The organism is Novosphingobium sp. BAM6, assembly GCF_057784955.1.
Genome location: NZ_JBYNTR010000007.1, coordinates 150175 through 163315, shown reverse-complemented (window position 1 = coordinate 163315; position 13141 = coordinate 150175). Strand labels below are relative to the sequence as shown.

The 13141-nt window shown below is 64.4% G+C and carries 9 protein-coding genes and 1 riboswitch; of the genes, 5 read left to right on the top strand and 4 right to left on the bottom strand.

Translation table 11 applies throughout. The annotated features are described in order from the left end of the window. Positions 1-250 precede the first annotated feature (250 nt). The 5 genes from AC3EC3_RS16485 (at position 251) to AC3EC3_RS16465 (ending at position 6873) form a co-directional block, all read left to right on the top strand. Complete coding sequence (locus AC3EC3_RS16485) at positions 251-1294, top strand: glycosyltransferase (protein WP_488490694.1); 1044 nt, start codon at positions 251-253, stop codon at positions 1292-1294. After that, positions 1291-2751, top strand: a complete 1461-nt coding sequence (locus tag AC3EC3_RS16480) for an oligosaccharide flippase family protein (protein WP_488490693.1) — start codon at positions 1291-1293, stop codon at positions 2749-2751. The genes AC3EC3_RS16485 and AC3EC3_RS16480 overlap by 4 nt, the downstream gene beginning before the upstream one ends. A gap of 12 nt (positions 2752-2763) precedes the next feature. Beyond that, positions 2764-3612, top strand: a complete 849-nt coding sequence (locus tag AC3EC3_RS16475) for a beta-1,6-N-acetylglucosaminyltransferase (protein WP_488490692.1) — start codon at positions 2764-2766, stop codon at positions 3610-3612. 54 nt (positions 3613-3666) lie between these two features. Next, complete coding sequence (locus tag AC3EC3_RS16470) at positions 3667-5490, top strand: ABCB family ABC transporter ATP-binding protein/permease (protein ID WP_488490691.1); 1824 nt, start codon at positions 3667-3669, stop codon at positions 5488-5490. A 129-nt stretch (positions 5491-5619) separates the two neighbouring features. Then, positions 5620-5731, top strand: a riboswitch (SAM-I-IV-variant riboswitch). A gap of 68 nt (positions 5732-5799) precedes the next feature. After that, positions 5800-6873: a threonine aldolase family protein gene (locus AC3EC3_RS16465; RefSeq protein WP_488490690.1), complete on the top strand. Its 1074-nt coding sequence runs from the start codon at positions 5800-5802 to the stop codon at positions 6871-6873. A 60-nt stretch (positions 6874-6933) separates the two neighbouring features. Here AC3EC3_RS16465 and AC3EC3_RS16460 read toward each other — a convergent pair whose 3' ends face one another. From AC3EC3_RS16460 to AC3EC3_RS16445, 4 genes are all read right to left on the bottom strand, one after another. After that, positions 6934-9960 (bottom strand): TonB-dependent receptor domain-containing protein, encoded by a 3027-nt coding sequence (locus AC3EC3_RS16460; RefSeq protein WP_488490689.1) that lies wholly within the window; start codon positions 9958-9960, stop codon positions 6934-6936. A 195-nt stretch (positions 9961-10155) separates the two neighbouring features. After that, complete coding sequence (locus AC3EC3_RS16455) at positions 10156-11190, bottom strand: glycosylasparaginase (protein ID WP_488490688.1); 1035 nt, start codon at positions 11188-11190, stop codon at positions 10156-10158. A 179-nt stretch (positions 11191-11369) separates the two neighbouring features. Continuing rightward, positions 11370-12023, bottom strand: coding sequence for a YjbE family putative metal transport protein (locus AC3EC3_RS16450; RefSeq protein WP_488490687.1), 654 nt, complete (start codon positions 12021-12023; stop codon positions 11370-11372). After that, a complete protein-coding gene (locus AC3EC3_RS16445; RefSeq protein WP_488490686.1) occupies positions 12020-13096 on the bottom strand; it encodes an ATP-binding protein in 1077 nt (358 codons plus the stop codon). The genes AC3EC3_RS16450 and AC3EC3_RS16445 overlap by 4 nt, the downstream gene beginning before the upstream one ends. Positions 13097-13141: the final 45 nt, after the last annotated feature.

The window sequence follows — 13141 nt, the reverse complement described above, 5'->3', positions numbered from 1 at the left end:
CCTCGGAGAGCATGTTGCCCGTCAGTGTCTGGCGACCGTCGCAGAAGCGTGCTCCGCTGCGGTGAGAGGCCCTCTAAGACCCATCAGTGAGTCGGTCAACAGCCTTTTCAAAAAAAGTTCACACAGCCCGTAACGCCCTGACGCTCCATGATACCCTGCCCCGTGAAACACACCGGTTACCGCTGGCGTGCATCTCATCGTTTGTTTACCGCAAGGCGGCTATGGAAATGCATGGAGCCCATGCGCGTCCATGGACAACGAAGGAACGGATACCACCTTGGCAACGCCGCCCCCGGCCATCAGCGTCGCGATGAGCGTCTATAATGGCGAGCACTTTCTGGCGCTCGCCATCGAGAGCATTCTTGCGCAGACGTTCACCGATTTCGAATTCCTGATCGTCGACGATGGTTCGAGCGACGGTTCTGCGGCCATCATCCGCCGCTATGCCGCTGCGGATTCCCGCATCCGGCCGATCATCCGGGAGAATCGCGGGCTTGTCGCCAGCCTCAATGAAATGCTGGAGCTGGCACAGGCCCCTATCGTCGCGCGCATGGACGCCGACGATTTCAGCCAGCCGGACCGCTTTGCGCGCCAGTACTCCTTCCTGACCGCCAACCCCGACTATGGCGTGGTCGGCAGCTGGAGTGAGGACATGGGCGAGGACGGCGGACCAATCTTCCGCACCGGAGAGGATCATCCGCTCACGCACGACGATATGCTTACTGCAATCGACGAAGGCGGACAGCTTATCTGCCATCCGGCAGCCATGTTCCGTCGCGATGTCGTACTGTCGGTCGGGGCCTATCATGCCGCATTCCGGCATTGCGAGGATCTCGACCTGTGGCTTCGGCTCGCCAGCGTCACCAAGCTGGGCAACATTCCGCTGCGCCTGTTGCGCTATCGGCGGTATTCCGGGCAGGTCTCTTCGCGTCATTCGACCGAGCAGCAGATCGGCACCGCCGTTGCCCGCTTTGCCTGGGCCGAACGACAGGCCGGGCGCGCCGACCCTACCGCAGAGCTGGCGAGCTTGCCGCCCATCGAAGCGCTCGACACGCTGTTCCATCGTGATGGCGTATCGCGCCAGGTGCGGGAACAGGTGGCGTTGAGCCTGCGATATTCGGAATCGGCTCTGCGCTCCGACGGGTTCGGGCTCCTGCTGGACAATCTCCGGCATGGTGGAAGACGCGACGGCATGTGGCGCACGGTCGCCCGCCTCCTGCGCTTCGGCGAACCGCTGCGCGCCCTGCGTCTTGCCACGACATTGATGACGGCGCGCCGGTCTCCGACCTCATGAGCGTGCGTCGTGCCGCACTATGGTCGATGGGGGCGCAATACGCGACCTTCGTGATCCAGTTTACCGCCAGCGTCCTGATCTCGCGGCTGTTCCTGCTGCCTGCCGACGTCGGCCTGTTCTCCGTCGCGCTGGCCGCTGCGATGATGGTCTCGATCTTTCAGGATCTGGGCATCACCCGCTTCATCTCCGGCCAACCGCAGATGCAGCGTGAACTGCTGCCCGACTATGCCGGGGTCGCGGTTATCATCGGTTGGACGGTGGCCGTCGTGGTGGCGATCGCGGCGCCGCTGGTCGCGCTGTTCTATCACCAGGCAGCGCTGGCCCCGCTGCTGTGGCTGATCGCGGCATCCTATGTACTGACGCCCTATGCCACGGTGCCCGCGGCGCTGCTGGTGCGCGAGATGGATTTTCGCGCGCTGTTCACGGTCAATGCCGGAAGCGCGCTGGCGGGCAACGGCACCGCGCTGGCGCTGGCCGCCTGCGGCTTCGGGGCAAGCGCCCTGGCCTGGGGCGTGCTGGCGACGGCTGCCGCCCGCGCGATCCTGGCCAACTGGGGGCGTCCGGTGCGCCCTCGCCGCCCACGCGACATGGCCAGCGTCCGGCCAATGCTGGGCTTCAGTTCGATGTCCTTCGTTCTGAGCGCAAGTGCCGCCGTCGGCCAGCGCTCGCAGGATCTGATCGTCGGGCGCCTGCTGGGCATTGCCGCGACCGGACTGTTCAGCCGGGCGAGCGCTCTCGCCGGACAACTGACGACCCTCGTCACAGGCGCGATCGGCAGCGTGTTCTACGCCGCCTTCGCGCGCAAGCGTGATGCCGGAGAGCCGCTCGCCGAGCCCTACCTGCATCTCGTCTCGTGCTACACCGTGCTTAACTGGGCGGCGATGATCGGGCTGGCGCTGACCGCCGAGCCGCTCGTCAACTTGCTATACGGCCCCAACTGGATGGGCTCGGCGCCCTTGCTGCGCTGGACCGCGCTGGGCGAGATATTCTTCGTGGCGATTCCCCTGCAGATGGACGTGCCGCTGCTGCTGGGACAGATTCGTCGGCTCGTCTGGGTGAACCTGCTAGACACGCTGGCGGCTGTCGCGATCCTGACGGCGGGCTGCTTCATCAGCCTTGAGGCGGCAGGGATCAGCCGGGTGATCTACGGCTTCGTATGGTGGGCTATCTATGCCGTGTACCTGCGCCGCCTGATCGGTTTCCGGTTCAGCGCGCTGCTGGCGGTTTACCTGCGCAGCGGGATCTGCGCGCTGGCGGCGGGCTTTCCGCTGATCCTCGCCTCGCTGAGCGGCATGAACCTGACAAACCTTTCCCTGATCATGCTGCTGGTGCTGAGCGGCGCGGGCGTGCTGTGCTGGCTCGCCAGTCTGGTGCTGACGCGCCACCCCGCCTGGACCGAAATCCGCATGATGCTGGACGCGCTGGCCCGTCCGGTGCTGGCGCGTGTACGGGGCTGAGCCACAATGGAGATGGCCTATCTCATCCTCGCGCACGAGAACCCGCGCCAGCTGGAACTGCTGATCGACCGCCTGCTCGCCGACAACGACGATATCGCCATCATCCATGCCGACCGCCGCTCGGCCCTTTATGCGCAGCTTCGTGAAGCCCTCCCCGGCCCGGTCGGGCGCGTGCGGCTTGTCGCACACCCTGTGGCCGTGCGCTGGGGGCACTGGAGCCAGGTCGCGGCGGAGGCGCTACTGGTGCGCGAGGCCGTGCAATCGGGATGCGATGCGGCGCACCTGATCAGCGGTGTAGACTGGCCGGTCGTTCCGCGCGAGACGCTGGTCGAAGGGATGCGCGCAGGCGAATGCCGGATCGAGGTGCGCGAAGGCCATATGGAAGCGCGCATGCAGACCTTCCGGCTCGATGACCGCTGGCTGCGCGTCGATCCTGTCCGCCAGCGCCGCGCCTATGCGCTGACCTGGGAACTGCGCCGCCTCTCGCGCTGGGGTGACGCTTTACGCACGAAGCTCGGACGCGAGCGCTCGCGTCCGTTTGGCCCGTGGGTCTATGGCACGCAGCGCTGGTCGTTACCGCGCGACGCATTGGCCTATCTCGATCAGCACCTGCCCAAGCTGCTCGCCTCGGGACGGTTGCGGGGGACCGTTTGTGCCGACGAGCACGTCGTGCCCACGCTGATCGCGCACCGCTTCGCCGCGCGTATCACTCCGAACCTGCGCTATGCCGATTTCCCTGAAGGCAGTTCCAGCCCCCGCACGCTGGACGCCTCCGACCGCGCCGCCATCCTTGCCAGCGGCGCATGGTTTATCCGCAAGGTCGATCACGCGCATGACGGGTTTTTCCTGACCCTGCCATAAACTGACATCGCCATAAAACCTTCCGTTTCGCGCCATGTCCCCTACATAGCCGCCATGCCGCCCGAAACGCCTGCCGCCCGCAACCCCCCTGCCCGCCACGATGGCTGGCGCACGCTGACGCGCTTCCTGCCCTATCTGTGGCCGGCGCGCGGCAAGGGGCTGCGCTGGCGCATCGTCGTCGCCTGCGTGTTCATCGTGCTCTCCACCGCGACACAGCTGGCGCTGCCTTATGCGATGAAGTGGGCGGTGGACCTGATGGGCACGAGCGGGCCGAAGCTGGTCCAGCTCGCGATGCTGGCGGTGCTGGGCTATTCCGCCGGGCGACTGGTGCAGACCGCGTTCGACAACCTGCGCAACATGGTGTTCGAGAAGGTCGGGCAGGACGCCACCCGCGCGCTGGCGGAAAGCGTCTTTGCGCAGCTCCACCAGCTCTCGCTGCGCTTCCACCTTGCGCGGCGAACCGGCGAAGTGACCAAGACGATCGAGCGCGGCACCAAGAGCATCGACAACATGCTCTACTTCATGCTGTTCAACATCGCGCCCACGATCCTGCAACTGATCGTCGTGGCGGTTATCTTCTACATCGATTTCGGCCTGCCGCTGGTGATCGCCACAGCCATCTCCATCGCCGCCTATATCTGGGTGACGCGCACGATTACCGAATGGCGCACGGCGCTGCGCGAAAAGATGAACCGGCTCGACGGGCAGGCGCTGGCGCGCGCGGTGGATTCGTTGCTGAACTACGAAACGGTGAAATACTTCGGTGCCGAAGCACGCGAGGAAGCGCGCTATGCCAAGGCCACGCGCGAATATACCGCCGCAGCGGTGAAGAGCGAGAACTCGCTCGGCCTGCTCAATATCGTGCAGGCCGTAGTCATCAACGTGCTGATGGCGCTGGCGCTCGCGTGGACGGTGTGGGGCTGGTATCAGGGCCGCTATTCCGCCGGGCAACTGGTGTTCGTGCAGACCTATCTCACCCAGCTGTTCCGTCCGCTCGACATGCTGGGCATGGTCTATCGCACCATCCGGCAGGGGCTGATCGACATGGCCGAGATGTTCCGCCTGCTCGATACCGATGTCGAAGTGGCGGATCGCCCCGGCGCCCCGCCGCTGATCATTCGCGAACCGTCGCTGGCATTCGAAAACGTGATGTTCGGCTACGATCCGGGTCGCACGATCCTCAAAGGCCTCTCGTTCGAGGTTCCGGCAGGCAAAAGCTATGCCATCGTCGGGCCATCTGGCGCGGGCAAGTCCACCATCACCCGGCTGCTGTTCCGTTTCTACGATCCGCTTTCGGGCCGCATCCTGATCGACGGACAGGACATAGCGCAAGTGACGCAGGCCTCGGTACGCGCCGCGATCGGCATCGTTCCGCAAGATTCAGTGCTGTTCAACGACACCATCGGCTACAACATCGGCTATGGGCGCGACGGGACGAGCCAGGCCGAGATCGAGGCCGCCGCGCGCGGCGCGGCACTCATGGACCTGATCGACCGGCTGCCCGGTCGTTTCGACACCGAAGTGGGCGAGCGCGGGCTCAAGCTGTCAGGCGGTGAAAAACAGCGCGTCGCCATCGCCCGCACGCTGATCAAGAACCCGCCGATCCTGATGCTCGACGAGGCGACCAGCGCGCTGGATACCCGGACCGAGCAGGACATCCTGACGACGCTGCACCGCGTCTCGGAAAACCGCACCTCGCTGACCATCGCCCACCGCCTTTCGACCATCGCCGATGCCGACCGCATCCTCGTGCTCGATCAGGGACGTCTGGCCGAAAGCGGCACCCATGGCGAACTGCTGCGCGAAGGCGGGCTCTATGCCCAGATGTGGGCGCGTCAGGCAGCCGAAGCCGAACGCTTGAGCGAAGCCGCAGAATAATCGCGAAACGCAAAAAGCCTGCGTCCGTTGGGTCGATCGACTTTCGAGAGATCTTCGCGCGTACGCCAAGGCGCAGAGGATCGACGATCCATTCCTCTTGCCAGCCTCCGCGCGCGCCCCTAAAGGCGGCCCCAGCATCAAGAGTCGGATCGACGTCCGACGCCAACCTGCCTACCGGGCAAGGTGGTGCCTCGCTTTCACAGCGGGGGATGTGGCCGAACCGGCAAACAAACGGGATTTTCGCGCCGCATATCACGTCGATCCGCCTCACCGTCCGGCCATCCGGGCGGCTGACAAGGGTCCGAACGCATGACGACGAATACTTCTTCCCCCTGCCGCGACCAGCAGTTCGCGAGCGACAACTATGCCGGGATCTGTCCCGAGGCGCTTGCCGCGATGAACGAGGCGAACAGCGGATCGGCTGTCGCCTATGGCGATGACGAGTGGACGCATCGCGCCGCCGACGCCTTTCGCGCACTGTTCGGCGCCGATGGCGAGGTGTTCTTCGTCTTCAATGGAACGGCGGCCAACTCGCTGGCGCTGGCCTCGCTTTGCCAGTCCTACCACAGCGTGATCTGTGCCTCGTCTGCCCACGTCGAGACCGACGAATGCGGCGCGCCGGAGTTCTTCTCGAACGGCTCCAAGTTACTCGTCGCGCCCGCGGATGACGGCAAACTGACACCACAGGCGATCCGCACGCTCGCCACCAGCCGCTCGGACATCCACTTTCCCAAGCCGCGCGTGGTCACGATCACCCAGCCGACCGAGACCGGGCAGGTCTATACCGTCAATGAGATCGAGGCGATCTCCGCTGTGTGCCGCGAACTGGGCCTGAAGCTGCACATGGACGGCGCCCGCTTCGCCCATGCCTGCGCCGCGCTGGACTGCGAACCGGCCGATATCTCCTGGAAGGCAGGCGTCGATGTGCTGTGCTTTGGCGGCACGAAAAACGGCATGGCCGTGGGTGAGGCGATCCTCTACTTCGACCGCGCTCTCGCCGCCGATTTCGACTACCGCTGCAAGCAGGCGGGCCAGCTCGCCTCGAAGATGCGCTTTCTCTCCGCACCATGGATCGGCCTGATCGAGAGCGGTGCATGGCTGCGCAACGCGGCCCATGGCAATGCCTGCGCCGAAAGGCTGGCACAGCAGGTCGCAGATCTTCCCGGACTGTCGCTCAAGTTCGAAGTGCAGGCCAACTCGGTGTTTCTGGAGGCACCGGCCGAAGTTCTCGATGCGCTGCGCACGCGCGGATGGCGATTCTACACGTTCATCGGCGGGAGCGCTCGCTTCATGTTCGCCTGGGACACGCGCGAAGAATGTGTCGACACACTTGCCAAAGACCTTCGTGACATCGTGCTGAACCAGACCGCTGCTCTGGTCTGACAACGAAAAGGGCCGCCCTTCCCGAGGAAGAGCGGCCCTGTTTCAGCAAGCCTTAAATCGTCAGAAGTTGACGGTGGTGCTCACGGCAACCTGACGGCCCAGCGAGTCATAGCGGGCCGACAGCGTGTTGTTGCGCGACAGCGCATAGTTGTACGAGTTCGGCACGATCGGCGGCGCCTTGTCGAACAGGTTGTTGATCGAGAAGCGCAGCGAATACTTCTCGGTGACGCGGAAGGCCAGCGCCAGGTCGAAGTAGTTGTACGCCGGAATGTGATAGTACGTGGTGCGCTCGGTATCCGCGCTCCAGCCCAGGCTGGTCTTGCCCGAATTGGTGACGTTGGTGAGCGGGCCGATGAAGCGCCAGTTGAGCGAGGCCGAGAAGAACTTGTCGTCGGTCGTGTAGGTGGTGCGCAGGGTGTGCGACCACTTCGGGATCAGCTGACCACACGTGCCACCATAGTAGCCTGCGCAGTTGTACTTCGCGAGGATCGGCGAATCCTGACCACCCGCCAGCGTGGTGAGCGAGCCGGCGAAGTCGAAGTCCAGCTTGCCCGCGCGGCCCAGCGGCAGCGCGTACTGTGCCTGGAAGTCCCAGCCGTGCGACTTGCTCTTGTAGTAGTTCGTGGTGCCCTGGCGGATATAGCCGCTGGTCGGGTTGGTAGCCGGATCGCTGTAGAGCGTGCCGTCCGAGTTACGCACGAACATCGAGCAGAAGAAATCGCTGGCAGTCTGAAGGCAGCCGTTCGCGAAGTACGAGTAGTCGTTGTAGCCGATCGAGTCGTTCAGATCGATCATGAAGCGGTCAGCCGAAACGGTCAGGCCAGGCAGGAAGCTGGGGCGCAGAACCACACCGAGGGTCTTGGTATAGGCCGTTTCCGGATCCACGGTGAAACCGCCGCTCTTGTACGTACAGCCGACGTCGGTCGGGCACAGCAGCGTGGCGCTGCCGTACTTGTCGGGCGAAAGCCCGGTCGCCGCGCAGACAGCTTCCGATGCTACCGGCGCACCGTAGACGGGAACCTGCTGGCCATCCGCGCCGGTGGTGTAGGTGACGGTCGGGGCGCAGAAGTCGCTGAACGCCGTGGTCACGCGGCCATAGCTCGAATTGCTCGCCTGGCTCTGTTCGACCACAGTCGGCGCACGCTGGGCGCGGTTGATCGAGCCACGCAGGGTGATGTCGTGGATCGGCGACCACACGGCCTCGAACTTCCAGGTCGAGAACGCCGAAGGGTTGCTGGAGTACTTCGACATGCGATAGGCGCCGTTGAACTGCAGCAGGTCGGCAAACGGCTTGTGCTCGATAACCGGCGCCTGCAACTCGACCATGCCTTCCCACACGCTCTGCGCAAGATTGCTGTCGGTGCCGCCGTTGTATTCGACCCACACATCGTTGTAGCGACCCTGCAGCGTGTCCTTGCGATATTCGCCGCTGACCGCGATGGCGATGCCGTCATCCGCCCAGGGGCTCTTGATCCCGTAGGTGCCAAGGTCGCCCTGCAGCGTGCCGATCGCATCGTAGAGCGAGGTAGTGGTCGTCCACTTCTCGTACTGTCCGGCAGCGACCCAATCGAACGCGGCCTGCGTGTTCAGCGAGGAGTTCGCGTTGAACGGATCAAGCGGCAGACAGCCGCTGGCGCCCGAGGCACAAGCATAGCTGCCATCCGAATTCTGCACAACGTCGAGCGCCTGGTTCAGGCGGGTCCAGCTCGGCATGGCCCACTGATACTGGTTCTTGTTGTGGGCATAGACGCCGCCGACATCGTAGCTCCAGCCATGACCGATATCACCACGCACACCACCGGAGATACGCAGACCGTCATTGATGTAGACGTCATCGAGGTCGCTCACGTTGCCAAGGCGATAGCGCAGTTCCGTCGGCACGGTGGTATTCGTGCCTGCCGCACTGCCGCACAGCGTGCTCGCCTGCGAAGCCGAGAGCAGCGGGTTGCTGCAGCTGATCTGGTACGGGTCGGAACCGAAGGCGGTGTAGCTGTAGATGCGCGCGGGGTAGGGGTTCGTCGACTTGTCGTGGAACCACATCGCGTTGGCATAGATCGTCGCGGCGTCGGAGATTTCGTACTTCAGGAAGCCGCCAGCGTTCACGCGCTGGTCGGCACGCTGCAGCGAATAACCGTCGTACGGATTGGCCGCGTATTCGTCCGAGTAGGGCAGGAAGGTGCCGCTGCCATCGGGATTGTTGACGTAAGTGTTGCCCGCATTCGCACCCGAGAGCGGCGAGACATAGCCGAGCGGCGTATAGGACGAAGTGGTGCAGCTCAGCGGACCGTCACCGGTCTGTGCCAGCTGGCAACCCGAAGTCTCACGCTGCGAATAGCGCACGAGGCTCGCCTTGCGGTAATCGACGTAGCCCGAAATGTGCAGGCGATCGTCGAACAGCTTGGTGCCGGCCGTCAGCGAGATGTCGGCGCGGCCACCGTCTGCGGTCATGCCGCTGGCAGGCTGGTCAAAGCCATAGGCAGCCGCCGTCTTGCTGACGATGCCGGCCTTGTTGTTATGCAGGTAGAAGTTGTAGTTCGCGTTGAGCTGAACGCCCTGGAAATCGTCGTCCATGATGAAGTTGACGACACCGGCCACAGCGTCCGAACCGTAGACGGCCGAAGCACCGCCGGTCAGCACGTCGACCTGCTTGATCAGCGCGGTCGGGATCATGCCCACGTCTTCGCCGTTCATGGTTCCAAGGCGCTTGCCATCGACGAGAACGAGCGTGCGCTCGAAGCCAAGGTTACGCAGCTTGATGCGCTGGCGGCCGTCCGAATCCTGATAGCCCTGCTGGCTGTCAGGCGCGATCTGCGGCATGCGGTTGAGCACTTCCTCGATGTTCACGGCCGCCTGCGCGTGGATCGCATCCGACGTGACCGACGTGATCGGGGCCGCTGCCGTGGAGTTCGGGCGGTTGATGCGGCTGCCGGTGACGACGATGCCTTCCGAAGTGTCCACGCCGTCATCGCTGCCGGTCGCAACGGACGTGGTGGTGGCGGCCGCATCCTGTGCCTGCGCAATTGCGGGCACCAGCAGCAGTCCTGTTATGCAGGTGGTACTCAGCAGCACTCTTGTCACCGACTTCATCGCAATTCCCCTTGCTTGCTCAACCCGCCCCTGCGGCCCTTCCCGCCCGGACGTGCATTCCCCAGCCCTGCCGCGCCTGTGCGACATGACGTTTCGTTCGCCGCGCACAGCTACGGTGCGGACGGTCATGGACTTCAGTATTCGGTCATCCCCACCCATCGCCCCCGCGACGGGTTTAATGCGGCCCGCTCCCGGTTATCCGGCGGCCAAACTCTTCGATGGATAGATCGTGGTTTTGCCGCTGCGATCCGTCACCGCATAGGTGAAGCCGGGCAGCAGCGCATAGGCGCCAACGTTGCCCTTCGTATCGATAGCCAGAAAACCGACCTGAGCATCGCGCACAGCTTCGCCGCGCAGCTTTGCAATATGCATGACAGCTTCGCGGCAGGCATCCTGCGGGCTCATGCCCGCACGCATGGAGGCAACCACGCGCGCGGTGCCCGCGATACGCGTCACTTCCTCACCCACGCCGGTCGATGCCGAAGCGCCGACGCCGCCTTCGACGAAGAGACCGCAACCGGCCTGCGGCGAATCGCCCACACGCCCGCGCAGCTTGAACGCCATGCCAGACGTGGTGCACGAGCCCGCCAGCTGTCCGCCAGGATCGCAGGCAAGCAGGCCGATCGTGTCGTGATCGAGCGAAGAACCGCGATGGCCGGGACGCCCCTTGAGGTCATCCGCCTTCATGTTCTCGATATTGGCGACCGGCTGATATTGCGCCGTCTTGAGCCATTCTCGCCAAGCCTTCTCGGCTTCGGGCGTCAGCAGGTTCTGCTCGGCAAAGCCCTGCTCCAGTGCGAACTGGCGGGCACCTTCGCCGACAAGGAAGGTGTGCGGGGTCTTTTCCATGACCCGCCGCGCGACGGAAATCGCGTGAACGAAGCCTTCGAGCGCAGCGACGGCACCGACGCGGCCATCCCCGTGCATGATGATGGCGTCCAGCGTGACGTGGCCGTCGCGATCAGGATAGCCGCCAAGGCCCACAGAATGATTGGAAACGTCGGCCTCGGGAACCTGCGCCCCGGCCTCGACCGCATCCAGCAGCGAACCGCCGTTCTGCAGCTTTGCGAAGGCGGCGGCGTTGGCCGCCGCGCCGAAATCCCAGGTGGACACAATGAGAGCTGGCGAATCGGGCGATGTCGTGGTCGCCGCGCTGGCACGCGAAGCGACGCCTGCCGCAACGGCTGCGCCAATCCCCATCTGCAACGCGGTACGCCGGGAAGTCCCCATCAAATCCCCCTCAATGACCCTGTGAGCGCTATCGCCGGCACTCCCTCCCCAGGGCGCACCGATCCTTGCGACGCAACAAACGTGTCATATTGGTCGGGTTATTGCAATACCAATTAGCAAATTTGGTTTTCTTTATTGCAATCGTGTGTCGCCCGGCGACGCGCGCCGGGCGAACTATCTCAAAACAAGGAGATAATTCCGCGAGCGGGGTCGACAAGCCCCTCCCAGATCATCTTGCCGGCAACATAGAGGATAACCAGAAGACCAACATAGGTCAGCCAGCGGTATCGTTCGATGACCTTGGCAAGCACATTCGCGGCAGCTCCCATCAGCGCTACCGAGAGAATCAGTCCGACCGCCAGAATGCCGGGATGCTCGCGCGCTGCCCCTGCCACGGCAAGCACGTTGTCGATGCTCATGCTCAGGTCAGCGATGGCAACAGCCCAGGCTGCCGAAGCAAATGTGCGAGGCGCCTTGGCGGGAGCGACATCATCGCTCTCGTTGCCGTCGCCTGCCTCTTGCAACTCACGCCACATCTTCCATGCTACCCACAGCAGGAGCAGGCCACCGGCGAAGACCAGCCCGACGATCTGCAGGATCTGCGTGACCGCCAGCGCGAAAATCACTCGCAGCACCAGTGCGGCAATGATTCCGACGAGGATCACCTTGCGGCGGATCGCGGCGGGAAGTCCGGCCGCCAGCGCACCGACGACGATGGCGTTGTCGGCGGCGAGCATCACGTCGATCAGCACCACCTGCCCGAAGGCGGTGAGTTCGGAGGGCGAGCCGATGTTGGAGAAATCGGCAACGATGTGCTGCCACAGGTCGATCATGAAACTTGGTCCCTGTTGGTCCACGCGCCGCGCAAGGTCGCGACGAGCAGGTCTGCATAACGCCAGCCGCAGGCTGCGGCGGCGATGGTCGAAAGGCTGTCCTGATCCTCACGGCCGGGGCGCCCGGCACCGGTGAGGTTCGGCTTGATATTGACGTCGAAAAGCCAGTAGCGCCCGGCGGCGTCGGCCCGGCAATCGATCCGCATCGGCGTGCGAATGTCCAGTATCGCCGCAGCGGCCTCGCAGGCCTGCGTCACCGTGACGATCGCGGGGTCGGCGCACTGCTCGGGCGTCATCGCCCGGCTGTTGGCACTGACCGGCACATCGCCGTTATACGGCGCCACGTCGTCATGCTGGTCGAAGCGCAGCACCGGCGGCAGCGCGAACGGAGACGCAGCGCCTTCCCGCGCGGCGGCAGGCATGACGGTGATCGTGATTTCCTGCCCCGGCAGAAACTGTTCGAGCATGATCGTGCTGCCGAACCGCCCGCTCTGCGCCAGCGCGCGAACCTGTGCTGTCAAAGCCTCAGCAGTGCGCGCAATGCTGACACCCTGACTGCCCCGACCCCGCAGCGGCTTCACGACCAGCGGCAGGTGATCGGCATATCCTGCGAGTTGCGCGGCAAGATCGGGGGCATCGCCCTCGACCAGCCACGAAGCCGCAACCGGAAGCCCCGCCTCACGCAGACGCGCGTTCGTGGCGGCCTTGTCGTCGACCTCCTGCATGCTTTCCGGGTCGGCACTGACCACCCACGCGCGATCGGCAGTACGCTCGATCGGATGTCCGGCGAACACCACGGTATTGGCCCAGAGCAATGTCGCGCCTGCCGCCAGCGCCGCGTCGATACCCGCTTGCGTATCTGGCCAGACCCAGTCGAATACCTGCATCACGTCCGGGTTAACGACCGGCGTCACCAGCGTGCATCCTGCCGAGGCCAGCGCGAAGCCGATGTCGGCGCCGCTGTCCGAATAGCCGCCGGGCTTGGCTTCCTTGCGCTGGCCATCGATCACCGGCGGCTCGATCGCCTGATAGAGCAGCGCGATCTTCTGGGTCAGCGGATCTGGTGCGGTCATGCTCTGGTGCTCCTTGGCAGGACGGGGGGACAGGCGTCCGGGTAG